This is a genomic window from Pseudomonas sp. GL_090 (assembly GCF_057837765.1).
Window position 1 is genome coordinate 5,083,303 of sequence record NZ_CM174452.1, and the last position, 25,985, is coordinate 5,109,287.

Genomic DNA, 25,985 nt, shown 5'->3' on the forward strand with positions numbered 1-25,985 from the left:
ATGAAAATGATTGCTGATGCTATCAGAGACGCAGGCGCCCGCCACGACTGCGTGCAGCTCCCAGCCCATGGGGCAGCAGGCTGGAGCGAGTGTGAGCATGGCAAATGGCAATGGCCAGGGCGTCCGAGGCATCGATCTGCGGTTTACTGGTGAGCTTGAGCATGTGCATGACCATCATTTGCACCTGCTCCTTGTTGGCCGCACCGGTGCCGACGACCGCCTGCTTGACCTGGGTTGCGGTGTATTCGGCTATTTCCAGGCTTTCCTCGGCACCCGCGACGATCGCTGCGCCACGGGCCTGCCCCAGTTTCAGGGCGGAATCGGCGTTACGGGCCATGAAAACCTTTTCGATCCCCATGGTCACCGGATGGTAAGTCTGAATGATCTCCCGTACCCCGCGATAGACAATCTGCAGTCGCTCATGCAGCTCGCCGGCACCGGTGCGGATACAACCGGAGGCGACGTACTCACAGCCACGGCCGGTATCACGAACCACACCGTAACCGGTGATACGCGAACCGGGGTCGATACCAAGAATTAAAGTCATAACGCCTGCGACTCATTAAAAGCACGAAATTCAATACAACGAAAAACAAATGTGGGAGCGAGCCTGCTCGCGATAGCGATTTCACATCCAGCAACGATGCTGCCTGAAAATCCGCAATCGCGAGCAGGCTCGCTCCCACAATGTATCCTGGTCGCCCTTAACCGAGCTGTGCAGCCACCGACTCCGGGATTTCCGCATTGGAATAGACGTTCTGCACGTCATCCAGGTCTTCAAGCATGTCGATCAGCTTGAGGACTTTCTCGGCGCCTTCCAGATCGAGCTCGGCGCTGGTGGTCGGCAACATGACGATTTCCGCGTCGTCACCCTTGAAACCCGCCGCTTCCAGTGCGTTACGCACCGAATAGAACCCGGCAAACGAGGTGAACACGTCGATCGAACCGTCTTCGTTGGTCACCACGTCATCGGCGTCGGCTTCCATGGCGGCTTCCATCAGCGCATCTTCGTCAACGCCGGCAGCGAAGGAGATCTGCCCCTTGCGTTCGAACAGATAGGCCACCGAACCGTCAGTCCCCAGGTTGCCGCCGCATTTGCTGAACGCGTGACGAACAGCGGCTGCGGTGCGATTACGGTTGTCGGTCATGCATTCGACCATCACCGCCACGCCGCCCGGGCCGTACCCTTCGTAGGTCAGCTCGACCATGTCATCGGTGTCGGCTGCGCCGGCACCACGGGCAACCGCGCGATCGATGATGTCGCGGCTCATGTTTGCACCAAGGGCCTTGTCCAGCGCCAGGCGCAGACGCGGGTTGGAGCCCGGATCACCACCGCCCTGACGGGCAGCGACGGTCAACTCGCGGATCCACTTGGTGAAAATCTTGCCCTTCTTGGCATCCTGACGTTCTTTGCGGTGCTTGATGTTCGCCCACTTGGAATGACCTGCCATAACTCGCTCCGAATTCTCTTTGAAACATTGCCCGCTGCGCTGTATTGCGCCGGCCGGCAAACAAAAATCTTGAACTGCTCTATCTATAAAGAAAGGGCGCATCCACAGATGCGCCCTTCAGGTCAGCCTTACTCGGCCTTAGGCGTTTCGCGCAGACGAATGTGCAGCTCGCGCAATGCCTTGGCATCCACCTGGCCCGGTGCCTGAGTCATGACATCTGCCGCGCTCTGGGTTTTCGGGAAGGCGATCACTTCACGGATCGACTGGGCGCCGGTCATCAGCATCACCAGGCGGTCCAGACCGAAGGCCAGGCCACCGTGCGGCGGCGCGCCGTATTTCAGGGCGTCGAGCAGGAAGCCGAATTTCTCTTCCTGTTCCGCTTCGTTGATGCCCAACAGACGGAACACCGACTGCTGCATCTCTTTACGGTGGATACGGATCGAACCGCCACCCAGTTCGGTGCCGTTCAACACCATGTCGTAGGCACGGGACAGAGCGCCAGCCGGGTTGGCTTCCAGCTCTTGCGGGGTGCACTTCGGTGCGGTGAACGGGTGGTGCAAGGCGGTGAAGCTGCCGTCGTCGTTTTCTTCGAACATCGGGAAGTCGACGACCCACATTGGTGCCCACTTGCAGGTCAGCAGATCCAGGTCGTGGCCGAGCTTGATCCGCAGCGCGCCCAGGGCTTCGCTGACGATCTTCGCCTTGTCGGCACCGAAGAACACGATATCACCGTCGACCGCACCCACGCGATCGAGGATCACGTTGAGGTTGTCTTCAGGGATGTTCTTCACGATTGGCGACTGCAGGCCTTCAACACCCTTGGCGCGCTCGTTGACCTTGATGTACGCCAGGCCCTTGGCACCGTAGATGCCGACGAACTTGGTGTAGTCGTCGATCTGCTTGCGCGGCATGCTCGCCCCGCCAGGTACGCGCAAGGCGGCGATACGGCATTTCGGGTCGTTGGCCGGACCGCTGAACACCTTGAAGTCGACTTCCTTGAGCTGATCGGCCACGTCCACCAGCTCCAGCGGGTTACGCAGGTCTGGCTTGTCGGAACCGTAGCGGCGCATGGCTTCTTCAAAGGTCATGTGCGGGAACTCACCGAATTCCAGGCCCAGCACTTCCTTGAACAGGTTGCGGATCATTTGCTCGGTCAGGCCCATGATCTCTTTTTCATCGAGGAAGCTGGTCTCGATGTCGATCTGGGTGAATTCCGGCTGACGGTCGGCCCGCAGGTCTTCGTCACGGAAGCACTTGGCGATCTGGTAGTAACGGTCGAAGCCGGCCACCATCAGCAGTTGCTTGAACAGCTGCGGCGATTGCGGCAAGGCGAAGAACGAACCGGCATGAGTACGGCTCGGCACCAGGTAGTCGCGTGCGCCTTCCGGGGTGGCACGGGTCAGGATCGGCGTCTCGACATCGAGGAAGCCGTTCTCGTCCAGGAAGCGACGGATGCTGGTGGTCATGCGCGAACGCAGACGCAGCTTCTCGGCCATTTCCGGGCGACGCAGATCGAGGAAGCGATAGCGCAGGCGGGTTTCTTCGCCGACGTCGGAGAACTCGTTCAACGGGAACGGCGGAGTTTCCGATTCGTTCAGCACTTCCAGCTCGTAGCCCAGGACTTCGATCATGCCCGACGCCATGTTGGCGTTGGTCGCACCGGCCGGACGCAGGCGAACCTTGCCGGTGATCTTCACGACGTACTCGCTGCGCACGCGGTCGGCAGCGGCGAAGGTTTCAGCGCGGTCCGGATCGAACACGACCTGGGCCAGACCATCACGATCACGGATATCGAGGAAAATCACCCCACCGTGGTCACGGCGACGGTGGACCCATCCGCAAAGGGTAATTTCCTGGCCGTCCAGGCTTTCGTTCAGTTGGCCGCAATAATGGCTGCGCATCATGGTCGTGGTTTCACTTCTCGTAATTCGAAATTCGGTTGGAGATCCTACAGCAGCCCCGCCTTTAAAAAGTCGCCGGGTGATGCAAGAGCTCGCGTGTCGTTCAACTCAGGTTCCAGACCTTAGTCAGCTTTGTCGCCGCCGGCCAGGTTCTTCTTGGAACCGGTCTTGAAATCGGTTTCGTACCAACCCGTGCCGCTGAGGCGGAAGCCCGGCATGGACAGCAACTTCTTAAGCTCTGGCGCCTGACAGGCAGGGCAGTCGACCAGCGGTGCATCGCTGATCTTTTGAATGGCTTCCAACTGATGACCACAGGAAGCACATTGATAATCGTACATCGGCATGGAGGTTGTCTCGGCGATCAGATTGCTACCGCTTACGCAGGGTTTTGCGGCAAAGAGCGGGATTATATCCATTAAATGCGGCCTGTGCAGCCGTAAGACTGCACAGGCCGACACTCTGCTGTTTTCACCGCCCCGACCAGGCCGTGGCAATGCAACCCCCGTCCTTGAGACTGTGCACGACGCAGACAACCCGAACCAATCCACTGAAGTTCCTTACCCCGCCATGGCGCAAGTGAACTTCGCGATCCACATGAGACAACAGGTTATTGATCGAGCAACCATTGACCCGGGCCATCTCCGCCAAAATGTCCCAATAAACCTGCTCAAGCCGCAAACAGGTGGCGAAGCCATTCAATCGCACGGAGCGGGACAAGGGCTGGGCCAGCCCCATATCGAACTCGCGAACAAACGGATCAACCCTTACATCCTTGCGCGAACCGTATCGCCGCTCTTCCTGCCTTTCATAAACCATAACGCTGACACTCCTTTGCCATCCTGGTTTCTTTAAGCGCAACTGTCTGTCGCCTTATAAAAACGCAGATACAAAGGTATTTTCCAGCCGACTTTATGACCCTCGACGTAGGATAAGCCAACAACTTTTGGCAGACCCTGGAGAACGTCCTACTCCGGACATTTTCCCACGCAGCGAAGCGATATCCCCTTCAGAACCTGCGGCAATTCGCCCCGAAAAGAGCCGCCGGACGCCCTGATTTGAGTAGCCTGCGGCTTTGCTGTTAAATAGACAGCGTGTCGCCAATGCCTATTTTTCCGGGCATGGCGCATAGGCTGATACCGGGTACGTGTCCAACGCCTCTTTATTATCTTGAAGCGAACCGTGCGCCATCAGCTCTTCCTTGTGAGCTGTCTTAACGTGAGTTAATCAAAATGTTGAAAATCGTCCATCTGTTGATAGGCGCAGCGGCCTTGCTGCTGTCCTTCATCCCTAGCCTGCAATCCGAAGCCTTGCCTTACCTGCAACAACCCGACGCACTGTACCTGGCCTTTTTCGGCCTGCTCAACCTTACGCTTGCACCAGTCATCCCTTACTGGAACAAAGGCCCGCGTCACCAACTGCAAAACCTGGTCAGCGCCCTGCTGGTTCTGAGCGTGGTCCTGCAAACCCTGACGCTGATCGCACCGATGCCCGTCATCGCCGGTCAACCCGCCGTACTGTTCAGCCTGGTCGCAGCCCTGGTTGCCGTTGCCCTGCACCTGGGCATCAGCTTCTACAAGTCGTCACCCACCGCCGCCTCGCCAAGCTACGACATGAGCAACCGCGATACCGGCACCGTCAAGTGGTTCAACACATCCAAAGGCTTCGGCTTCATCTCCCGCGACTCCGGCGACGACATCTTCGTCCACTTCCGGGCCATTCGCGGTGAAGGCCATCGTGTCCTGGTCGAAGGCCAGCGCGTGGAGTTCTCCGTCATGAATCGTGACAAGGGCCTGCAAGCCGAAGATGTGATCGCCGCACTGCCGCGCCGCTGATTCAAGGCCAAAAAAAACCGCGCACAGCCCAGCTGTCCGCGGTTTTTTCATGCCTGTGATTTGCCTAATAGTGCGGCGGCGGCGCTTCTTCTTCGAATGACTCGAACTGCCCGACCATTTCCTCCTGCCGCTTGAGCAGCGCGGCCATTTGCAGCTGCAGGCGCTCGACCACCCGTTGCTGCGCCACCAGCACATCGTTCAATGCCTGAATGGTGTCATCCTGAAACGCCAGACGGCTTTCCAGCTCGGTAACGCGTTCTTCCAGGCTCATGGTTCAGCCCTCCAGAAACGTAAAATCATCGGTCAAAATCAAGCGCAAACGTTCGCGAATCGCGGCGATCTGCTCCGAACCGTAGGGTTTTGCCGGATGTTTACCCCAAACCGGCGCTGGCCAGGCGGCATCTTCGCGCTTGCGCACAATCACATGCATGTGCAACTGACTGACGACATTGCCCAGCGCCGCCACATTCAACTTGTCCGCATCGAACGCATCCTTGAGCACTTGCGACAGCGCAGTGGTTTCCTGCCAAAGCTGTTGCTGCTCTGCGACATCCAACTGAAATATCTCGCTGATAGCCTCGCGACGAGGTACCAGGATGAACCAGGGATAGTTCGAATCGTTGGACAGCAGCAACCGGCAGAGCGGAAAGTCCCCGATCAGTAACGTGTCTTGTTGAAGTCGTGGATCTAAAGCGAACACTGCGCGCACTCCCGCCGGGTCATCATTTTTCAGCTTAGCGCTCTATCCAGAAGGACAGCGCACCAAGCGACCGGACGGCAGCATACCTGCGAACGGCGCAGGCTTCACGGCGAACCTTGCATCGAGGCCACGAGCGTCAGCAAAAAACTGACAGACGCCCCCGGATGGGACAATTTTCACTACCGCGCACCATTGCAGAACCGGATAGCAGCGAAAAAACGCCGAAATGACTGATCAACAAGGAAAAGTTCGCTTCAGGCAAGCGGCCGACAGAGATGAATTCAGTACAGGGCAAAAAATTTTTGCACCAAAACCGCACAGTAGGTCTACGCTGAACGCTTCGACATCCGCCATTTACTCAGTTGTGGGGTGAACCGGTAACATTTCTGGTTGCCAGACTGTCGATCAGAAGGGCGCAACATGATGTCAGGCAAGGCGTCAAGCCCAAACCAAAAGCGCTTGAGCCCCCCGGTTTTATGAGGTATTTACAGCATCTGGCAGTCAATTGGAAAAAAAGCGTAACAAAACACGAGTTTGTGCACGCTTGTTGCATTGATACCCAGTATCGCCCGAGTGGCACCCGCTGGAAGCGGAGGCCCTCAGGTAAAAAAAATAGTGGCAAGGTAGCCCGATGGAGATTCAAACGTTTCACCAGGACTCTTTTTACCGACGACAAGGCGCAGAAAACAGCATTAAAGTTGTCCGCCCTGTTGCGTCGGAGCTGGAAATTTGCGACATCTACCATGCTGTTTGCGACAGGGTCGTAAAGAAGGCGAAAGGTTAGATGCGCAAGTATCGCCAACATTGTCGGCGTGATATAAGTTTGCGCCGACACAAAAAGAAAGAGCCGCCCAGATAATAAAACAGGTGGGACGGCAGTACTCTTCTAAAACCAAAGGAGCAAATCACGATGCGCGTGATGAAGTGGAGCATGATCGCACTGGCAGTTGCAGCAGCAGCCAGTACCCAATTGGCTACGGCCGCCCCTTTCGTAAGTGACCAGGCTGAAGCCAAAGGTATTGTTGAAGACAGCACGCTGAACTTGCTGGTTCGCAACTACTACTTCAACCGTGATAACAAAGATGGCGCCAACGACCAGAAAGACTGGACCCAAGGCATCTGGGGCAATTTCAGCTCCGGTTACACCCAAGGCCTGATCGGTGTTGGTGTTGATGCATTCGGCTACCTGGCAATCAAACTGGACGGCGGTGATGGCACCGGCGGCACCGGCAACATGAGCCGCGACGCTGATGGCGAAGTCAACGACAGCCAGGGCAAAGCAGGCGGCGCAGTTAAGTTCCGCGTATCCAAAACCGAGCTGAAAGTCGGCGACATGCAGCCAAGCACTGCCCCAGTGTTTGCAGTTGGCGGCTCCCGTATCCTTCCTCAAACTGCCAGCGGCATCCAGCTGCAGAGCAGCGAAGTCAAAGACCTTGACCTCGAAGCCGGTCACTTCTACTCGGCGACCAGCCAGGACCGCAACGCCCGTGACGGCGGCCTGTTTGCAACCTACGCTGGCGTAGAAGCCAACAGCATCGACTACTTCGGTGGTAAATACGGCATCACCGACAACCTGTCGGCATCGCTGTATGGCGCCAAGCTGGAAGACATCTGGAACCAGTACTACGCCAACCTGAACTACACCATCCCGCTGGGTGGCGATGAGTCGCTGAACCTGGACGGTAACATCTACAACACCAAAGATACCGGTGACGCCAAAGCGGGCGATATCAGCAACACCGCTTACTCCCTGGCAGCCGCTTTCTCGTTCATGAAAGCACACACCATCACCCTGGCCTTCCAGAAGGTTAACGGTGACACTCCGTTCGACTACATCGGCGTGGGCAAAAACAACCGCGGCGGCGACTCGATCTTCCTCGCCAACTCCATCCAGTACTCTGACTTCAACGCCCCTGGCGAGAAGTCTGCACAGGTTCGTTACGACCTGAAAATGGCTGAGTACGGCGTTCCAGGTCTGAGCTTCATGACCCGTTACGTTAAAGGTTGGGACATCGACGGCACCAAAACTCCAGCAGGCAGCGCTTACGAAGGCCTGTATGGTGCAGACGGCAAGCACAACGAGACCAACTTCGAAGCCAAGTACGTTGTTCAGACTGGCCCGGCAAAAGATCTTTCCTTCCGTATTCGTCAAGCATGGCACTTCGCTAACGCTGACGAAGGTGAAGGCGACGTGAAAGAGTTCCGTTTCATCGTCGACTACCCGCTGTCGGTTTTGTAATCGCATCCAGTTAGTTTGCGGTAACAAAACAAAAGGCCCATCTTCGGATGGGCCTTTTTTGTTGGCTGTTGCCTGACTGCTTCCTTACAGAACATGCCTGACCAAAGAGTCAGACATTGCTCAAAGGCCCCGTCACTGCACCGCAGATTCCTGAACCACTCGAATAACCCGCTGTGGAAATGGAATATCGATGCCGGCCTCTCGCAGACGGTCACGGGACAGTTCGTTGAACATGAACATCACGTCCCAGTAATCGGCAGTCTTTACCCAGACACGAAGCGAAAGCGTGATCGCACTGTCACCCAGGGTGGAAACAACGGCCAGCGGCTCCGGATCGGCCAATACACGCGGATCCTTGGCCAATTCCAGCAAAACTTCACGGGCTTTCTGCAGGTCCGCTTCGTAATCAACACCGACATCAAACACGACTTTGCGGGTCGGCTGACGATTGGTGTTGGTGATGATGCCATTCGACAGATTGCCGTTAGGCACGATGATGGTCTTGTTGTCACCGGTACGCAGCACGGTATGGAAAATCTGGATGCTGTCGACAGTACCGGCGATACCCTGAGCCTCGATCCAGTCACCAATGCGAAACGGACGGAACAGCAAAATCAGCACGCCACCGGCGAAGTTCGCCAGGCTGCCCTGCAAGGCCAGGCCAATGGCCAGGCCTGCCGCACCGATCGCCGCCACAAACGAAGTGGTTTCCACACCGATCATCGAGGCCACGCTGACGACCAGCAGGATCTTGAGGATGATGTTCGCCAGGCTGCTGATGAAGCCTTGCAGCGCCAGGTCGGCATTACGCAATGCAATCAGGCCGCCGAGCTTTTTCGTGACCTTGTTGATCAGCCACCAGCCGATGGCCAGGGTGATGACCGCCAGCAGTACACGGCTGCCGTATTCCATGATCATCGGGATCCAGGTTTGGGATACCTTGACCAGATTGTCTACCTCGGCATTTAAGTCCATCTACACTCTCCTGTTTTCCGGCTACCCGGCATGCGTAAAAAAAGCGGCAGAAAGACCGAACCGCGACGGGCTCAATCGTTTCTGCCGCTGCTTGGCCTCCGACGCTGCAAACGCCAAGAGGTTCCCGATTCGAGACTCAGTCGCGGAAGTTGTTGAACTGCAGCGGCATACCGAATTCCTTGGCCCGCAGCGCTGCAATGGCTTCTTGCAGGTCATCACGCTTTTTGCCGGTGATACGAACCTGCTCGCCCTGAATGGCCGCCTGAACCTTGAGCTTGGCGTCTTTGACATGGGCGACGATTTTCTTCGCCAGCTCCTTGTCGATGCCTTCCTTGAGGACGGCTTCCTGTTTCATCAGCTTGCCCGATGCGAACGCGTCCTTGACTTCAAGGCACTGCACGTCGATTTTGCGCTTGACCAGCGCCAGCTTGAGGATCTCAATCATCGCTTCGAGCTGGAAATCCGCTTCGGCGGTCAGGTTGACGGTCAGGTCTTTTTCCTTGAACTCGAAGCTGCCTTTGCCTTTCAGGTCATAACGACGATCGAGTTCCTTGACGGCGTTCTCGACCGCGTTGGTGACTTCGTGTTTGTCCAGTTCGGATACCACGTCGAACGACGGCATGTAATCTCTCCAAATTTAAAGGCGCACTGATGGAGCACGCCTGGCTTGCGGTTAAAATCCGCGCTGATTATAACGGGTCTTTCCCATCATTCACTGCGAGCTGCCGATGCACGCCTTAAACAGAGTAAAAAGTTGATGTCCACCACCTGGCATGTACTGGGCGCCGGCAGCCTCGGCACCTTATGGGCGACACGTCTGGCACGGGCTGGCGTGCCGGTCAGGCTGATACTGCGGGACACCGCGAGACTGCAGGCCTATGAGACGGCCGGTGGATTGACCCTGGTGGAGCACGGCGAGGCGCAACACTATGCCGTACCCGCCGAGACAGCCGACAATCCCCAACCGATCCACCGCCTGCTGGTGGCCTGCAAAGCCTACGATACCGAAAGCGCGGTGGCCCAATTGACGCCACGCCTGGCCCCAGGCGCCGAATTGATCCTGCTGCAAAATGGCCTGGGCAGTCAGGACGCGGTGGCCGCACAGGTTCCTCAGGCTCGCTGCATCTATGCCTCGAGCACCGAAGGTGCCTTCCGCGATGGCGATTGGCGCGTGGTGTTTGCCGGGCATGGCTTCACCTGGCTGGGGGATGCCAGCCATCCGGTGGCGCCGATCTGGCTCGACGACCTGAGCGCTGCCGGTATCCCTCACGAGTGGAGCACCGAAATCCTGACCCGGCTGTGGCGCAAACTCGCCCTCAACTGTGCGATCAATCCGCTGACGGTGCTGCACGATTGCCGCAACGGCGGTTTGCAGCAACATCACTGTGAAGTCGCCACCCTGTGCGGTGAACTGGTGGAGTTGCTCGAGCGTTGTGGTCAGCCGGCAGCGGCCGAAAACCTGTTGCCGGAAGTCGAACGGGTGATTCACGCCACCGCAGCCAACTACTCCTCGATGCATCAGGACGTCACAAGCCAGCGCCGCACTGAAATCAGCTACCTGCTCGGTTACGCCTGCAAAGTGGCCGGGCGTCATCAACTGAACCTGCCTCACCTCAATCAGCTTGAGGCAAGGTTGATCGCTCGCCTGCAAAGCCTTGGATTGCCCAGCGACTGAGCAGCGGCTACGCTGGCCACTTGTTCCTTGTCTGCGATGAATCCGATGCCATTGCGTCAGCGCCTTGAAAACCTGCCCGTCGGCCAGAAACTGCTGGCCGCCCTGCTGGTACTGATGGTCACCGTCCTGCTGGTTGCCAACCTGACCTTTATCAGCGCCGCCTACTACATCTCCCAGGAAAGCATGGCGCCCCAGGCACTGCAAACCATCGGCCGGCTGGTATCCAACCCGAGCCTGGCCTCCGAGGCCCTGGCGTCACCGCAAAGCGCCGAGCGCCTGCTGAATGAACTCAACAGCTATTCGCCATTGCGCGCGGCGGCCCTGTATGACGGAAAGGGTGAGCGACTGGCGCAATTGCAGCATGGCGATAACCTGGAGCTGCCGAAGCGCTTCCGGCATATCGAAGACTGGCAGGCCACCGAGTTTCGTACCAACCAAGTCATCCCCCTGCCCCGCACCGGTGCGGCACCAGGGCACCTGCTGTTGGTGGCCTCAAGCGAACTGCCAGTGGCGTTCTACACCGGGACCCTGACGGCGAGCCTGGGGATTCTGATCTTCAGCGTATTGCTGTGGCTGATCATTGCCCGCCAGATCAAGCGCCTGATTACCCGGCCGATCCACCAGCTCGAAGAGTTGTCCCGGCAGGTCACCCGTGAAGAAAACTACGCACTGCGTGCTTCACGCGGAAACCACGATGAAATCGGCAGCCTCGCCGAGGCGTTCAATACCATGCTCTCGCGGATCGAGGCCAGGGAGCAGCAACTCAAGCGGGCCAGGGACGACTCCCAGGCGGCCTACGACCAGGCCCAGGGGCTGGCGGAAGAAACCCGCCATACCAACCGCAAACTGGAGCTCGAAGTCCAGGTGCGCAGCAAGATCGAGAAAAAGCTCACCGGTTTCCAGAACTACCTCAACAGCATCATCGACTCCATGCCATCGGCGCTGATCGCCCTCGACGAACAGCTCTACGTGACGCAATGGAACCAGGAGGCCAGCGCCCTCTCCGGCACGCGCCTGGATGAAGCTCTCAACCAGCCCATCTTCCTGGCCTTCGAACCGCTCAAGCCGTTCTTGCCGCAACTCAAGCAAACGGTCGAGCAGCATACGGTGGCCAAGATCGAACGTGTTACCTGGCTCAAGGACGACGAACCCCGCCACTATGCCCTGACCTTCTATCCGTTGATGGGCGGTGCCGGGCGCGGCGTGGTGATCCGGATCGACGACATCACCCAGCGCCTGTCCCTTGAAGAGATGATGGTGCAGTCGGAGAAAATGCTGTCGGTGGGTGGCCTGGCCGCCGGCATGGCCCATGAGATCAACAACCCGCTGGGCGCGATCCTGCACAACGTGCAAAACATTCGCCGACGTCTGTCGCCCGATTTACCGAAAAACCTCGAAGTGGCCGAACAGGCTGGCATCGAACTGGCGACGGTCAACCAGTACCTGCAAATCCGCGAAGTGCCGCAGTTGCTCGATGGCATCCAGCAGGCCGGTGCCCGGGCGGCGAAAATCGTTACCCACATGCTCAGCTTCAGCCGTCGCAGCACCCGCCAGATGGCCCCGTGCGACCTGCCCGCCCTGATCGACCAGGCCGTGGAGATCGCCGGTAACGATTTCGACCTGGCGATCGGTTTCGACTTCAAGGGCCAGGCCATCATTCGTCAGTTCGATCCAGCACTGGGACCGGTCCCCGGCACCGCCAACGAACTGGAGCAAGTGCTGCTCAACCTGTTGAAAAACGCCGCGCAAGCCATCCACCAGCGCGAAGACGACAGCGAGCCGGGGCGGATCATTCTGCGCACCAGGCTCAATCCGCCATGGGCGGAAATTCAGGTCGAGGACAACGGTATCGGCATGAGCGAAAATGTGCGCAAACGCACCTTCGAGCCGTTTTTCACGACCAAGGAAATCGGCCAGGGCACCGGGCTTGGGCTGTCGGTGTCGTACTTCATCATCACCAATAACCACAAGGGGCAGATGGAAGTGCAATCGACCCTGGGCCAGGGCACCTGCTTCACCTTGCGCCTGCCCTTGGCGAGTACACCGCCTGTCTCGCAACAACTCAACCTGCTATCGAGGTAACCATGGGCTTTCGTTTGTCGAAGATTTACACCCGCACTGGCGACAAAGGCGAGACCGGGCTGGGCGATGGTCGTCGCGTACCCAAGGATCACCCGCGGATCGAGGCCATTGGCGAAGTCGATACGCTGAACAGCCAGGTTGGGGTGCTTCTGGCCGGGTTGGCGGCGCAAACTGCTCAGTTTCCAGGCTTGAACGAAGTGATCGAGGTATTGGCCCCCTGCCAGCATCGGTTATTTGATCTGGGTGGCGAACTGGCGATGCCGGTGTATCAGGCGTTGAATGCAGCGGAAATCGAACGTCTGGAAGCGGCGATCGATGTGTGGAATGAAGAGTTGGGGCCGCTGGAAAACTTCATCTTGCCCGGCGGTTCGACGCTGATTGCCCAGGCCCATGTCTGCCGCAGCCTGGCGCGCAGCGCAGAACGGCGCTGTCAGCAGCTCAATGCGATTGAGCCGTTGGCCGGGGTTGGCCTGGCTTACATCAATCGATTGTCGGATTTGTTGTTTGTGATGGCGCGGCTGATTGCCAAGCGTCAGGGAATTGCCGAGATTCTTTGGCAGCCGGCTGCGAAACCTGAGGTTTAGTCGGCGGCTGTCAGGCCCTCATCGCGAGCAGGCTCGCTCCCACATTTGATCGCATTTCTTCAGCAACAATGCGGTCACCTGTGGGAGCGAGCCTGCTCGCGATGGCGTCATAAGCTACAGCACAGAATCAGGCCTCAGGCCAAAACGCCCGAATCCCCGCCACACCCTGTGCCCCCGCAGCCCAGGCTTTCTCGACCTCAGCCGGGCCAACCCCACCCAGCAGGAACACCGGCTTGCTGAAGCCCTCGATCAAGCTCGATGCCTGTTCCCAACCCAACGGCTCGGCGCCAGGGTGAGTCAGGGTTGGCTGCACCGGCGACAGGGTCACGAAATCCACCCCCATCTGTTCGGCCAGCGCCAGCTCTTCAGCGTTATGGCACGAAGCCGCCAGCCAGCGCGATGCCGGTAACGGTCGGCCAGCCGCTGCGTACTTGCGCAGCTGCGCCGAGGTAATGTGCCAACCGGCGGACGGGAAGTCGCCCAGCCATTCGAATGGCCCCTTGATCATCAATTGCGCCTTGCCGGCACACAGACCCACCGCATCCACCGCCAGGTCACGGTATTTCGGGTCGTAACCGTTCGGTGCACGCAACTGGATCAGCTTGATCCCACCCGCGATGGCTTTCTGGATTCCCCGCAGCAACGCCGGGGTTTCCAGGTCTTCCGGGGTGATCAGGTACTGAGCGGGTAGTTTCGCGGCCGCGACGATCGGCTGATTGGCTGCCGGAAACTCGTAATCCGATAGATCTCGGGGCGACACCCAGGCCAGTGGTTGGCCTTCGGCGCCGTGGGGCTCGCCGGTAAACGCCGAGACTTCCCAGACATCCAGCAACACCTGCTTGTCCGGGTAATCGTGCCGGACCTTGATCAGCGGGCGCGTCGCGCCGACCACGATACCCAGCTCCTCATGGAGTTCACGGGCCAGTGCGGTTTCGACCGATTCATCGGCCTCGACCTTGCCCCCGGGAAACTCCCACAAGCCGCCCTGATGCTGAGAGTCAGCACGACGGGCGATCAGGATTTGGCCACTGCCATCGCGGATGACGGCGGCGGCGACATGGACTCGTTTCACCTTTGCAACTCCTCCAGTCCAGCCTTCTGCCAGGCCTTGAATGCTGGCCATTGGTAGAGGGTTTCAACATAGGCTTCGTCGGCCGCGGACAGCTTCACCCGATAGGTGCGCAGGCGCACGGCGATGGGTGCAAAGAACGCGTCGGCCAACGTGATGCGGCCAAACAGGTACGGACCGCTCTCGGTCGCAGCGGCACGACACTCGGCCCACAACGCCGACATGCGCTCGATGTCCGCCTGGACATCGGCCGGGACCGGCGACAGTGCTGCGTCATGGCTCAGGTCGAACGGCATGTTGCCGCGCATGGCGAAAAAGCCACTGTGCATCTGCGCGCAGGCCGAACGCGCCTGGGCACGGGCGGCAGTGTCTTTGGGCCACAGGTTCGCGTCGGGAAACTGTTCCGCCAGATATTCGGCAATCGCCAGGGAGTCGGCGATGGTGCCGTGTTCGGTTTTCAGCAGCGGGACCTTGCCGGTCGGTGAATGCTTGAGCAGACGCTCACGGGTGTCCGGCTGGTTCAGCTTGATCAGTTCTTCGGTGTAGGAAGCGCCGGTCAGGTCGAGGGCCAAGGCGCCTCGCAGGGACCAGGAAGAAAGCAGTTTGTCGCCGATGATCAGGTGCAGGCTCATGTTCGGGACCTTTGGATGGAGGACAGAGCAGTCTAGTTGGCGACTGACAGACCGCAATCGCTAGCAAGGCTAGCTCCCACATTGGATTTGTGTACACCAGGAACCAGTGTGGGAGCTAGCCTGCTAGCGATAGGGGCAACGCGGTCTTACGTACGGTACTCGGCGTTGATCTTCACGTATTCGTGGGACAGGTCGGTGGTCCAGATGGTTTCGCTGCAATCGCCACGACCCAACTCGATACGGATGGTAATTTCTTCCTGCTGCATCACCGCCGCGCCCTGGGCTTCGGTATAGGTCGCCGCGCGCGCGCCACGACTGGCAATGCACACTTCACCGAGGAATACATCGATCTTGCTCACGTCCAGGTTCGGTACACCGGCACGGCCTACGGCCGCCAGGATACGGCCCCAGTTCGGGTCCGAGGCGAACAGCGCGGTCTTGATCAGCGGCGAGTGGGCCACGGTGTAACCCACATCCAGACATTCCTGGTGATTGCCGCCGCCGTTGACTTCAACGGTGACGAATTTGGTCGCGCCTTCACCGTCGCGAACGATGGCCTGGGCCACGTCCATGCACACTTCGAACACCGCTTGCTTGAGCTTGGCGAACAGCTCGCCTTCGGCACGGGTGATCTCCGGCAACGCCGCCTGACCGGTAGCGATCAGCATGCAGCAGTCGTTGGTCGAGGTGTCGCCATCGATGGTGATACGGTTGAACGATTTGTTGGCGCCGTCCAGCATCAGGTTTTGCAGCACGTCGCGGGAGACTTTGGCGTCGGTGGCGATGTAGCCGAGCATGGTCGCCATGTTCGGGCGAATCATGCCGGCGCCTTTGCTGATCCCGGTAACGGTGATGGTCACACCGTCGTGCTGGAACTGACGGCTGGCACCTTTTGGCAGGGTGTCGGTGGTCATGATGCCGGTGGCGGCAGCTTCCCAGTTATGGATCGACAGGTCGTCGAGAGCCGCTTGCAGCGCGCCTTCGATTTTCTCGACGGGCAGCGGCTCGCCGATCACACCGGTGGAATACGGCAGCACCTGGCTGGCATCGACACCGGTCAACTCGGCCAGTTTCGCGCAAGTGCGCTCGGCGGCGGCCAGGCCAGGCTCGCCGGTGCCGGCGTTGGCGTTGCCGGTGTTGGTCAGCAGGTAACGCACAGCACCTTGCACGCGCTGTTTGGCCAGGATCACCGGTGCGGCGCAAAAGGCGTTCAGGGTGAACACGCCGGCAACCGTGGAGCCTTCTACACAGCGCATGACCACAACATCCTTGCGCCCCGGGCGCTTGATGCCGGCCGAGGCGATACCGAGTTCAAAACCGGCAACCGGGTGCAACGTTGGCAAAGGACCAAGACCAACAGCCATGAATGCGCTCCTTTATAAATGATGTCAGCACCGTTTCAGCAGAACGGCGGTTCGAATGGTAAAACGCCGCGACGGCAGAAGCCGGTCGCGGCGCGGGTATTTCAGCGATTGAAACGGGTTTTACTGAATCTGCCCGTGGCAATGCTTGAACTTCTTGCCCGAACCGCAGTAGCACAGCTCATTGCGACCCAGCTTCTGCTCGTTGCGAACCGGCGCGGCAGCAAGGGCAACATCGACCTCTTCGCCCAACACTTCCGGCTGCTCAAGGCCTGGGGCTTCTTCATGCAGGAACTGCATGCGAGCGGCCAGTGCCTCGGCTTCCTGACGCAGGCGCTGCTCTTCTTCGATCGGGTCTTCGCGGCGAACCTGAACGTGGGACAGCACACGGATCGAGTCGCGCTTGATCGAGTCCAGCAATTCGGAGAACAGGGTGAAGGACTCGCGCTTGTATTCCTGCTTCGGGTTCTTCTGGGCATAACCACGCAAGTGGATACCGTGGCGCAGATGATCCATGGTCGACAGGTGGTCTTTCCACAGGTCGTCCAGTACGCGCAGAACGATTTGCTTCTCGAAGGTGCGCAGCGCTTCGGCGCCCGCCTGGTCTTCTTTCTCGTTGTACGCCGCGATCAGTTCCTGCATCAGTTTCTCGCGCAGGGTTTCTTCGTACAGGTGATCGTCTTCGTCGAGCCATTGCTGGATCGGCAACGTCACACCGAAATCACTCTGCAATGCAGCTTCCAGACCGGCCACGTCCCACTGCTCAGGCAGCGATTGCGGAGGAATGTGTGCGCTGACGGTGGCGTCGAGCACATCCTGACGGAAGTCAGCGATGGTCTCGCCAATGTTGTCGGCAGCCAGCAACGTGTTACGCATGTGATAGATCACTTTACGCTGTTCGTTGTTGACGTCGTCAAACTCAAGCAGTTGTTTACGAATGTCGAAGTTGCGGCCTTCAACCTTGCGCTGGGCCTTTTCGATGGCGTTGGTCACCATGCGGTGCTCGATCGCTTCGCCAGGCTGCATGCCCAGGGCCTTCATGAAGTTCTTCACCCGGTCAGAGGCGAAAATGCGCATCAGGCTGTCTTCCAGCGACAGGTAGAAACGACTGGAACCGGCGTCACCCTGACGACCGGCACGACCACGCAGCTGGTTGTCGATACGGCGCGATTCGTGACGCTCGGAGGCAATCACCTGCAAACCGCCCGACTCGAGCACTTGCTGGTGACGCTTCTGCCAGTCGGCCTTGATCTGGGCGATCTGCTCAGGGGTCGGGTTTTCCAGGGAAGCCACTTCCACTTCCCAGTTACCGCCCAAGAGGATGTCGGTACCACGACCGGCCATGTTGGTGGCGATGGTCAGCGCGCCCGGGCGACCGGCCTGGGCAATGATCTCGGCTTCCTTTTCGTGGAACTTGGCGTTCAGAACCTTGTGTTCGATGCCTTCCTTCACGAGCAGACTGGACATGTGCTCGGAGGTTTCGATGGTGGCGGTACCGACCAGAACCGGACGGCCCGCGGCCATGCTTTCCTTGATGTCAGCCACGATTGCCGCGTATTTCTCGTCGGCGGTCAGGAACACCAGGTCGTTGTAGTCTTTACGGGCCAGCGGCTTGTTCGGTGGAATCACCATGACCTGCAGGCCATAGATCTGGTGGAACTCGAACGCTTCGGTGTCGGCCGTACCGGTCATGCCGGACAGTTTGTTGTACAGACGGAAGTAGTTCTGGAAGGTGGTCGATGCCAGGGTCTGGCTTTCGGCCTGGATGTTCAGGTTTTCCTTGGCTTCGATGGCCTGGTGCAGGCCTTCGGACAAGCGGCGGCCCGGCATGGTGCGACCGGTGTGTTCGTCGACCAGTACGACCTGACCGTCCTGCACGATGTATTCGACGTTGCGATGGAACAGCTTGTGCGCGCGCAGACCGGCGTAGACGTGAGTCAGCAGGCTCAGGTTGTGCGCCGAGTACAGGCTCTCGCCTTCAGCCAGCAGGCCGATGCGGGTCAGCATTTCTTCGACGTACTGGTGACCGGCTTCGTTGAGTTCGACCTGACGGGACTTCTCGTCAACGGTGTAGTGGCCGGCCTTGGTGACTTCGCCTTCCACTTCTTCGACGTGCAACTCAAGCGTCGGGATCAGTTTGTTGACTTCGATGTACAGCTTGGAGCTGTCCTCGGCCTGACCGGAAATGATCAGCGGGGTACGGGCTTCGTCGATGAGGATGGAGTCGACTTCGTCGATCACGGCAAAGTTGAGTTCGCGCTGGAATTTTTCTTCCATGCTGAACGCCATGTTGTCGCGCAGGTAATCGAAACCGAATTCGTTGTTGGTGCCGTAGGTGATATCGGCGGCGTAGGCCGCGCGCTTCTCTTCCGGCGGCTGGAACGGCGTGACAACGCCGACCGTCAGGCCGAGGAATTCATACAGCGGGCGCATCCAGTTGGCGTCACGGCGGGCCAGGTAGTCGTTCACCGTGACAACGTGCACGCCGTTGCCGGACAGCGCGTTGAGGTAAACGCCCAGTGTTGCCACCAGGGTCTTGCCTTCACCGGTACGCATTTCCGCGATCATGCCTTCATGCAAGGTCATGCCGCCGATCAGCTGGACATCGAAGTGGCGCATGCCCATGACACGCTTGCCGGCTTCGCGGGCGACCGCAAAGGCTTCTGGCAGCAGCTTGTCGAGGGATTCCCCTTTGGCGATGCGGGCCTTGAACTCGCTGGTCTTGGCACGCAATTGATCGTCCGAAAGGGCCACCATTTGCTCTTCGAAGGCATTGACGAGTTGCACCGTCTTGAGCATGCGTTTGACTTCACGCTCGTTCTTGCTTCCAAAAAGTTTCTTTAACAAAGGCGCAAACATATCGGCAGGATCTTCCACACTAAAGGGATGGAGGGCGGCCCCGTGAGTCGCCCGAGCAGCCCTCATGGCCGCATGCGAACGAGCATTCTACCCGGAAACGATGGAGAGGAAAGTGGCGATATTCCACGATGCTGGCACAGCGCTTTGACGGGGCTCACTTAAAATAAGGGCGTTTTGCTCAACTTCAAGCCGTTCCAGGCAGAAGTTAGTTGTTGATTTAATGGGCAAAGCACCCACAAAAGCAATGGGCGGGTGCATCCGGCGCTTTCTGCTACCATGGCGCCTCTGTTACTTCAGGTGTCTGATCATGGCATTTCGCCCACTTACGGCCAAAGTACCTGCCGTTCTACTACGCGAAGCCAAGCCGCTGAAAGCCATTCTCGGCCACGCCCAACGTCTGGGTCATCTGCAGCGTTTGCTCGAAAGCCAATTGCAACCCGCCGCTCGCGAGCATTGCCACGTGGCTTCCTGGCGCGAGGGCAGTTTGTTGCTGATTGTCACCGACGGCCATTGGGCAACCCGCCTGCGCTACCAGCAAAAACGCCTGCAACGACAACTGCAAATGTTCGACGAGTTTGCCAATCTGACCCGGATCCTGTTCAAAGTTCAACCGCCGACCGTTCAGCAAGGTGCGGCCGGGCACACCATGGATTTGTCCAACGACGCGGCAGCGACCATTCAGGCCACGGCCGATGGCATCAGCGACCCGAATCTGCGGGCAGCGCTGGAGCGACTGGCGGCGCACGCCAAAACCAAATCCTCATAGCCCCCCCTCCTGCTCGCGAAGGCGGCATGACATTCAACAATGATGTTGCCTGACACACCGATTCGCGAGCAGGCTCGCTCCCACAGTTAAATTGTGTCCGCTCGCTACCGGCGTTTTTTGCTGCCCAGCAACGAGCCCATCAAGCCGCGCACCAACTGTCGGCCAATCTGGTTCGCCGCCTGTTGCATCGCCGATTTCAGCGCCTTCCCGGCCGCTGTGCCGAGGAACTCTCCGGCCTGTTCGGTGAAACTCGGTTCCTGTTTGTCCTGCTCCGCTTCGGGCTCGGGTGCCAGTCCCTTGCGTCCCATCAGCACTTCATAGGCTGATTCGCGATCGATCGGTTGGTCATAACGCCCTTTGAACGGCGAGCCTGCGATCAATATCGTGCGCTCGGTTTCGGTCAAAGGCCCGATCCGCGATTGCGGCGGTGCGACCAGCACCCGTTGGACCATTTCCGGCGTGCCCTTTTCCTGCAAGGTGCCGACCAGCGCCTCACCGATCCCGAGTTCGGTCAACACCGACAACGCATCGAACGCAGGATTTGGCCGAAAACCTTCGGCCACCGCGCGCAGGGACTTCTGCTCCTTGGCGGTGAACGCTCGCAGACCGTGCTGGATGCGCAAACCCAACTGCGCCAGCACATCATCCGGCAGGTCACCCGGCGACTGGGTGACGAAATACACGCCCACGCCTTTCGAGCGAATCAGCCTCACGACCTGTTCCAGACGATCACGCAATGCCTGGGGCGTGCCGTTGAACAACAGGTGAGCCTCGTCGAAGAACAGCGCCAGCAGCGGTTTGTCGGCATCGCCACGCTCCGGCAGTTGCTCGAACAGCTCGGCCAGCAGCCACAGCAGGAATGTCGCATAGACTTTCGGCGCCTCATGCACCAGGCGGCTGGCATCGAGCAAATGAATGCGTCCGCGGCCATCCGCCGTCGGCTGGAGGATATCTTCGAGTTGCAGCGCCGGCTCGCCGAACAAGGCTTCGGCGCCCTGTTGCTCCAGGGTCGCCAGACGTCGCAGCAATGCCTGGCTGGAACCGGTGGTCATCAATGCCGCATCGTCGCCCAGCAACTGGGGGTTGTCCCGCAGATGATTGAGCAACGCCTTCAGATCCTTGAGATCGAGCAACAACAGGCCTTCGCGGTCCGCCACCTTGAACGCGGCGTACAGCGCCGACTGCTGACTGTCGGTCAGCTCCAGCAGGCTGCCCAGCAGCAGCGGGCCCATTTCACTCAAGGTTGTACGTAAAGGATGACCGGACTGACCGTGTATGTCCCACAACGTCACCGGATAAGCCTGAGGTTTGTGGTTGAGCCAGGGCATCCCGGCAATCCGCTCGGCGATCTTGCCCTGGGGGTTGCCGGCGGCGCCGAGGCCGCACAGGTCACCCTTGATGTCAGCGGCGAACACCGCCACGCCGGCATCGCTGAAGGCTTCGGCCATTCGTTGCAAAGTGACGGTCTTGCCGGTGCCGGTCGCGCCCGCGATCAATCCGTGGCGGTTCGCCAGGCGCATGGCCTGGGCAATCGGCTGCCCTTTGAGATCGGCGCCGATAACGAGTTGCAATGAGTCAGGCATTTGGTCACCCATGATTAATCTTTGGTCCTGCACGGCCGATAGAGATTACGACAAAGCAGTCAGACACGATCTGGTCGGAAATTTCCCTAAGGAGAGTCGGAAAATTCACTTGCTTTCAACCTTGCCCGTCGTGCGTCCCTTTATAAAAGCACGCGCTGGACATTAAGACCTTAGCGGAACCCCAAGCCATGAACAAAAATCTGCGTTTCAGCCATAAAATCCTGCTTGCCGCCGCCCTCATTGTGATTGCCGCCTTCGCCTCATTCACGCTGTACAACGACTATTTGCAGCGCAATGCCATCCGCGAAAACCTGGAAAATTATCTGCAGGAAATGGGCGGAGTAACCGCCAACAATATCCAGACCTGGTTGAACGGGCGCAGCCTGCTGATTGAAAACCTGTCACAAACTGTCGCGCTCAACCCCGATGCCGACAACGTTTCCAGCCTGCTTGTACAAAAAGCCGTCACCTCGACCTTCATGGGCGCCTACCTCGGCAGCAAGGATGGCTCTTTCATCATTCGCCCGGACAGCAAGATGCCCGACGGCTATGACCCGCGTGCACGCCCTTGGTACAAGAGCGCGCAAGGCAGCAGCGGTTCGGCATTGACCGAGCCGTATATTGATCTTGCCTCCGGTCAACTGGTGATTTCCATTGTCGACAGCGTTATCAAGGACGGCCAGAACATCGGCGTGGTCGGTGGCGACCTGAGCTTGCAGGTGATCGCCGACAGCCTTGGCTCGCTGGATTTCGACGGCATGGGTTATGCCTTCCTGGTCAGTTCCGACGGCAAGATCCTGGTACATCCCGACAAAGCGCTGGCGATGAAGACGCTCAAGGATGTCTACCCGCAAGACACACCAGCCATCAGCAGCGCAATGAGCGAAGTCCAGGTCGACGGCAAAACCCGCATCGTGACCTTCACCCCGATCAAAGGCCTGTCGTCGGTCAACTGGTACATCGGTGTGTCGGTCGATAAGGAAAAAGCCTACTCGATGCTCAGCGAGTTCCGCGCCTCGGCTGTGGTTGCGACCATCATTGCCGTGGCCATCATCATCGCCCTGCTCGGCATGCTGATTCGCATCCTGATCCAGCCGTTGCACGTCATGACCCGCGCCATGGCCGACATCGCTGACGGCGAAGGCGACCTGACCAAGCGTCTGACCATCCAGAACAATGACGAATTCGGCACCCTCGGCACCGCGTTCAACCGTTTCGTCGAGCGCATTCACGGCTCGATCCGCGAAGTGTCCTCGGCCACCGGGCAAGTCAACGAAGTGGCATTGCGCGTAGTGGCCGCTTCCAACTCGTCGATGTTCAACTCCGACCAGCAAGCCTCGCGCACCAGCAGCGTCGCGGCCGCCATCAACCAGCTCGGCGCCGCCGCCCAGGAAATTGCCCGTAACGCCGCTCAGGCTTCGAGCCAGGCCAGCGATGCCCGCAACCTGGCCGAGGACGGCCAGCAAGTGGTGGACCGCAGTATCGTGGCGATGAATCAACTGTCGAGCATGCTCAGCGCATCGAGCTCCAACATCGAATCGCTGAACAGCAAAACCGTGAACATCGGGCAGATTCTCGAAGTGATCACCAGCATTTCCCAACAAACCAACTTGCTGGCACTCAACGCCGCCATCGAAGCCGCCCGCGCCGGTGAAGCCGGTCGTGGGTTTGCCGTGGTTGCGGACGAAGTGCGCAATCTGGCACACCGCACGCAGGAATCGGCGCAACAGGTGCAAACCATGATCGAAGAGCTGCAGGTCGGCGCCCGGGAATCGGTCAGCACCATGAGTGACAGTCAGCGCCACAGTCAGGACAGCGTGGAAATCGCCAACCTCGCGGGCGAACGACTGAACAGTGTGACACTGCGTATCGGTGAAATCGACGGCATGAACCAGTCGGTGGCTACCGCGACCGAAGAACAGACCGCCGTGGTGGAGTCGATCAACGTCGACATCATCGAGATCAACACGCTGAATCAGGAAGGCGTGGAAAACCTGCAATCGACATTGCGCGCGTGCTCGGACCTTGAGCAGCAGGCGGCGCGGTTGAAGCAGTTGGTAGGCAGTTTCCGAATCTAGCGTCTGAACTGGCGCCATCGCGAGCAAGCTCGCTCCCACAGGGTTAAACGGTGACTGTGTAGGAGCGAGCCGGCTCCGGGCGGCGTTCCGACGATAGCGGCCTGCCAAACACTACAAAACCCCGCTGACGCCCCCACCCGCACAACCCAAACCGAACATCTATCCTTCATATAGGTCAACCAAAGGAGTACAGGGACCGGAGGATCGTTCATCGTGCATATCGCTGACATCACCATGTTCTACGCCCCTGCCAGCGGTGGCGTGCGCACTTATCTGGATGCGAAGCACCGTCGCCTGGGCATCAAGCCGGGCATTCGCCACAGTTTGCTGATCCCCGGATCGTCCCTGGGCGAGCAGGATGGCATATTCACGGTTCCCGCCCCTGCCTTGCCCTTCGGCAAGGGCTATCGCTTTCCTCTGCGCCTGGCGCCCTGGCGCAATGTCCTGCAAGTCTTGCAACCCGATCTGATCGAAGTCGGCGACCCCTATCTCACCGCCTGGGCGGCGCTGGATGCGCGGCGACAACTCGATGTGCCGGTCATCGGCTTCTATCACTCGGACCTGCCCCTGCTGGTCAGAAACCGTATGGGCAACTGGATAACCAACAACGTCGAGGCCTACGTCAGCAAGCTCTACGGCAACTTCGACCGGGTCCTGGCGCCCAGCCGGGTCATGGCCGACAAGCTCACCGGGCTTGGGGTCAGGAATGTCTTCGTGCAGCCGTTGGGCGTTGACCTGCAAACCTTCAATCCCGACGCCAGAGACACCGGTCTGCGGGCCGAACTGGGCCTGGACGACAACACCCGCCTCTTGATCTTCGCCGGGCGCGGTTCCAAGGAAAAAAACCTGCCGGTACTGCTCGACTGCATGAAACACCTGGGCCGACGCTATCACCTGCTGCTGGTTGGCTCGTCGATGCCCACGGCCGTGCCGTCCAATGTGACGGTGATCGACGAGTTCTGCCCGGCAACACAGGTGGCCCGCCTGATGGCCAGCGCCGACGCATTGCTCCACGCCGGCGATCAGGAAACCTTTGGTCTGGTGTTACTCGAAGCCATGGCCAGCGGAATACCGGTGGTGGCCGTGGCGGCAGGGGCCTTCGAGGAAATCGTTACCGAGAACTGCGGCCTTCTCTGCGCGCCGAACAATCCCGCCGCAATGGCCACCGCCGTTCGAGAACTGTTCGGTTCGGGCAGCGTAGCCTTGGGACAACAAGCGCGATTACATGTCGAACGACATTACGCCTGGGATACGGTGGTCAACAGTTTGCTGCGGCACTATCACGCCGTGCTCGGCAGCCAATGGCCGCTGACAGCCAATGGCTGAGCCCATGAACAGTCCCGCTTTGCTGTTGGTACTGCACGACGTGGCACCGCCCACCTGGGTCGATTACCAACCGTTCGTCAAAGCCGTCGCCGCCTTGGGTGATGTGCCGATCACCTGGCTGGTGGTCCCGGACTTCCACAAACACAACAATCTGGACGCCCATCCGCAGTTTTGCCGCCAGCTCAGTGCCAGGCTCGCCCGGGGCGACGAGCTGGCACTGCATGGCTATTTCCATTGTGACGACGGGCCGATGAACCGCCATCCCCGCGAATGGTTCATGCGTCGGGTCTACACCCACGAAGGCGAATTTTACTGTGTGTCGCAGGAAGCCGCGCTCGCCCGCCTGCGTTCGGGCATCGAAATGTTCCACCGCCATGACTGGCCACTGGAGGGGTTCGTCGCCCCGGCCTGGCTGATGAGCCAAGGCACTCGCCAGGCATTGCGCCAATTGCCGTTGAGTTACACCAGTGACTCGCAACACCTATACCGGCTACCGGATTTCATCGCGGTCGAGGCGCCGGGGCTGGTCTGGAGCGCGCGCAGCGCCTTGCGCCGGGGTGTATCGAAGCTTGTCAGCGACGGGCGTGAACAGCGCTGGCAGCACGCCCCGGTGATTCGCCTGGGCCTGCACCCGGTGGACATGCGCCATGAGTTCTCGCGCGGATACTGGCTACAAACCCTGGAGCGCCTGCTCGACAACGGACGGGTGCCAATGACCAAGGCCCACTGGCTGGCGCTGCAAAACGACCGTATGAGCCATGCTGCTGAAGTTGATAAAACTCAGGCAGGCTTGGGCTTGTCCTCGGATTCTTGCTGCAACTGTTCCCACAACCGCGCGGCGTCAGGAAACTCCGTACCGGTTTCAGGCCCCA

General features: G+C 59.2%; 22 protein-coding genes and 2 pseudogenes. 10 read left to right on the forward strand and 14 right to left on the reverse strand.

From position 1 onward, the window contains the following. Nucleotides 1–22 precede the first annotated feature (22 nt). The 5 genes from ruvC to AC3ITA_RS22905 all read right to left on the reverse strand — a co-directional run bounded on the left by ruvC (nucleotide 23) and on the right by AC3ITA_RS22905 (nucleotide 4,168). Nucleotides 23–547: a crossover junction endodeoxyribonuclease RuvC gene (gene ruvC, locus AC3ITA_RS22885; RefSeq protein ID WP_008015799.1), complete on the reverse strand. Its 525-nt coding sequence runs from the start codon at nucleotides 545–547 to the stop codon at nucleotides 23–25. 157 nt (nucleotides 548–704) lie between these two features. Further along, nucleotides 705–1,451 carry a YebC/PmpR family DNA-binding transcriptional regulator gene (locus AC3ITA_RS22890; protein WP_056726044.1) on the reverse strand — a complete coding sequence of 249 codons (747 nt, stop codon included), beginning with the start codon at nucleotides 1,449–1,451 and terminating at the stop codon, nucleotides 705–707. A 128-nt stretch (nucleotides 1,452–1,579) separates the two neighbouring features. Continuing rightward, nucleotides 1,580–3,355 (reverse strand): aspartate--tRNA ligase, encoded by a 1,776-nt coding sequence (aspS, locus tag AC3ITA_RS22895; RefSeq protein ID WP_007995642.1) that lies wholly within the window; start codon nucleotides 3,353–3,355, stop codon nucleotides 1,580–1,582. 119 nt (nucleotides 3,356–3,474) lie between these two features. Then, nucleotides 3,475–3,696 carry an FmdB family zinc ribbon protein gene (locus AC3ITA_RS22900; protein WP_032829812.1) on the reverse strand — a complete coding sequence of 74 codons (222 nt, stop codon included), beginning with the start codon at nucleotides 3,694–3,696 and terminating at the stop codon, nucleotides 3,475–3,477. A 124-nt stretch (nucleotides 3,697–3,820) separates the two neighbouring features. Continuing rightward, nucleotides 3,821–4,168: a ribbon-helix-helix domain-containing protein gene (locus tag AC3ITA_RS22905; protein WP_095942780.1), complete on the reverse strand. Its 348-nt coding sequence runs from the start codon at nucleotides 4,166–4,168 to the stop codon at nucleotides 3,821–3,823. Between the two features lie 413 nt (nucleotides 4,169–4,581). Here AC3ITA_RS22905 and AC3ITA_RS22910 point away from each other — a divergent pair, with 413 nt between their 5' ends. Beyond that, nucleotides 4,582–5,184, forward strand: coding sequence for a cold-shock protein (locus AC3ITA_RS22910; RefSeq protein ID WP_489278406.1), 603 nt, complete (start codon nucleotides 4,582–4,584; stop codon nucleotides 5,182–5,184). A 64-nt stretch (nucleotides 5,185–5,248) separates the two neighbouring features. Here AC3ITA_RS22910 and AC3ITA_RS22915 read toward each other — a convergent pair whose 3' ends face one another. Next, nucleotides 5,249–5,455 carry a SlyX family protein gene (locus tag AC3ITA_RS22915; RefSeq protein WP_008052459.1) on the reverse strand — a complete coding sequence of 69 codons (207 nt, stop codon included), beginning with the start codon at nucleotides 5,453–5,455 and terminating at the stop codon, nucleotides 5,249–5,251. Between the two features lie 3 nt (nucleotides 5,456–5,458). Beyond that, complete coding sequence (locus AC3ITA_RS22920) at nucleotides 5,459–5,884, reverse strand: HIT family protein (protein ID WP_095942782.1); 426 nt, start codon at nucleotides 5,882–5,884, stop codon at nucleotides 5,459–5,461. 910 nt (nucleotides 5,885–6,794) lie between these two features. Between AC3ITA_RS22920 and AC3ITA_RS22925 the strand changes: the two genes are divergently transcribed. Continuing rightward, entirely contained in the window at nucleotides 6,795–8,123 is a 1,329-nt protein-coding gene (locus AC3ITA_RS22925) for an OprD family porin (protein WP_414929437.1), read from the forward strand. A gap of 132 nt (nucleotides 8,124–8,255) precedes the next feature. On the opposite strand, the gene AC3ITA_RS22930 is transcribed toward AC3ITA_RS22925, so the two are convergent. Continuing rightward, on the reverse strand, nucleotides 8,256–9,098 hold the full coding sequence (locus tag AC3ITA_RS22930; RefSeq protein ID WP_414929436.1) for a mechanosensitive ion channel family protein: 843 nt from the start codon (nucleotides 9,096–9,098) through the stop codon (nucleotides 8,256–8,258). A 136-nt stretch (nucleotides 9,099–9,234) separates the two neighbouring features. Further along, a complete protein-coding gene (locus tag AC3ITA_RS22935) occupies nucleotides 9,235–9,720 on the reverse strand; it encodes a YajQ family cyclic di-GMP-binding protein (RefSeq protein WP_053155306.1) in 486 nt (161 codons plus the stop codon). Nucleotides 9,721–9,855: 135 nt separating this feature from the next. Here AC3ITA_RS22935 and AC3ITA_RS22940 point away from each other — a divergent pair, with 135 nt between their 5' ends. From AC3ITA_RS22940 to AC3ITA_RS22950, 3 genes are read left to right on the forward strand one after another with little or no spacing between them, the layout of a single operon-like run. Further along, entirely contained in the window at nucleotides 9,856–10,773 is a 918-nt protein-coding gene (locus tag AC3ITA_RS22940; RefSeq protein WP_489278407.1) for a putative 2-dehydropantoate 2-reductase, read from the forward strand. A gap of 45 nt (nucleotides 10,774–10,818) precedes the next feature. Further along, entirely contained in the window at nucleotides 10,819–12,855 is a 2,037-nt protein-coding gene (locus AC3ITA_RS22945) for a sensor histidine kinase (RefSeq protein WP_489278408.1), read from the forward strand. Nucleotides 12,856–12,857: 2 nt separating this feature from the next. Beyond that, nucleotides 12,858–13,439 carry a cob(I)yrinic acid a,c-diamide adenosyltransferase gene (locus AC3ITA_RS22950; protein WP_150673659.1) on the forward strand — a complete coding sequence of 194 codons (582 nt, stop codon included), beginning with the start codon at nucleotides 12,858–12,860 and terminating at the stop codon, nucleotides 13,437–13,439. Between the two features lie 127 nt (nucleotides 13,440–13,566). Here the strand turns inward: AC3ITA_RS22950 and AC3ITA_RS22955 are convergent, their stop codons facing one another. The 4 genes from AC3ITA_RS22955 to secA form a co-directional block, all read right to left on the reverse strand. After that, the gene (locus AC3ITA_RS22955; RefSeq protein ID WP_489278409.1) at nucleotides 13,567–14,511 is read right to left on the reverse strand and encodes a Nudix family hydrolase; all 945 of its coding nucleotides are present in this window, start codon (nucleotides 14,509–14,511) and stop codon (nucleotides 13,567–13,569) included. Further along, nucleotides 14,508–15,140 (reverse strand): glutathione S-transferase family protein, encoded by a 633-nt coding sequence (locus tag AC3ITA_RS22960; RefSeq protein ID WP_489278410.1) that lies wholly within the window; start codon nucleotides 15,138–15,140, stop codon nucleotides 14,508–14,510. The genes AC3ITA_RS22955 and AC3ITA_RS22960 overlap by 4 nt, the downstream gene beginning before the upstream one ends. A gap of 146 nt (nucleotides 15,141–15,286) precedes the next feature. Next, nucleotides 15,287–16,504: a bifunctional glutamate N-acetyltransferase/amino-acid acetyltransferase ArgJ gene (gene argJ, locus AC3ITA_RS22965; RefSeq protein ID WP_414929431.1), complete on the reverse strand. Its 1,218-nt coding sequence runs from the start codon at nucleotides 16,502–16,504 to the stop codon at nucleotides 15,287–15,289. A 120-nt stretch (nucleotides 16,505–16,624) separates the two neighbouring features. Further along, the gene (secA, locus tag AC3ITA_RS22970) at nucleotides 16,625–19,360 is read right to left on the reverse strand and encodes a preprotein translocase subunit SecA (RefSeq protein ID WP_095942791.1); all 2,736 of its coding nucleotides are present in this window, start codon (nucleotides 19,358–19,360) and stop codon (nucleotides 16,625–16,627) included. A gap of 307 nt (nucleotides 19,361–19,667) precedes the next feature. On the opposite strand from secA, the gene AC3ITA_RS22975 reads away from it, so the two are divergent. Further along, entirely contained in the window at nucleotides 19,668–20,126 is a 459-nt protein-coding gene (locus tag AC3ITA_RS22975; RefSeq protein ID WP_046042193.1) for a DUF721 domain-containing protein, read from the forward strand. Between the two features lie 104 nt (nucleotides 20,127–20,230). Here AC3ITA_RS22975 and AC3ITA_RS22980 read toward each other — a convergent pair whose 3' ends face one another. Further along, entirely contained in the window at nucleotides 20,231–21,709 is a 1,479-nt protein-coding gene (locus tag AC3ITA_RS22980) for a helicase HerA-like domain-containing protein (RefSeq protein ID WP_095942826.1), read from the reverse strand. A 188-nt stretch (nucleotides 21,710–21,897) separates the two neighbouring features. Between AC3ITA_RS22980 and AC3ITA_RS22985 the strand changes: the two are divergent. The 4 genes and pseudogenes from AC3ITA_RS22985 to gpgD form a co-directional block, all read left to right on the forward strand. Continuing rightward, nucleotides 21,898–22,929: pseudogene (locus AC3ITA_RS22985) on the forward strand (HAMP domain-containing protein); the annotation flags it as partial. Nucleotides 22,930–23,022: 93 nt separating this feature from the next. Next, the gene (locus AC3ITA_RS22990; protein WP_489280820.1) at nucleotides 23,023–23,787 is read left to right on the forward strand and encodes a methyl-accepting chemotaxis protein; all 765 of its coding nucleotides are present in this window, start codon (nucleotides 23,023–23,025) and stop codon (nucleotides 23,785–23,787) included. Nucleotides 23,788–24,000: 213 nt separating this feature from the next. Then, entirely contained in the window at nucleotides 24,001–25,113 is a 1,113-nt protein-coding gene (gpgS, locus tag AC3ITA_RS22995; protein WP_489278411.1) for an N-acetylglucosaminyl phosphatidylglycerol synthase, read from the forward strand. Then, nucleotides 25,106–25,879 (forward strand): annotated as a pseudogene (gene gpgD / locus AC3ITA_RS23000) (N-acetylglucosaminyl phosphatidylglycerol deacetylase); the annotation flags it as partial. The gene gpgS and the pseudogene gpgD, both read left to right, overlap by 8 nt. Nucleotides 25,880–25,985 lie beyond the last annotated feature (106 nt).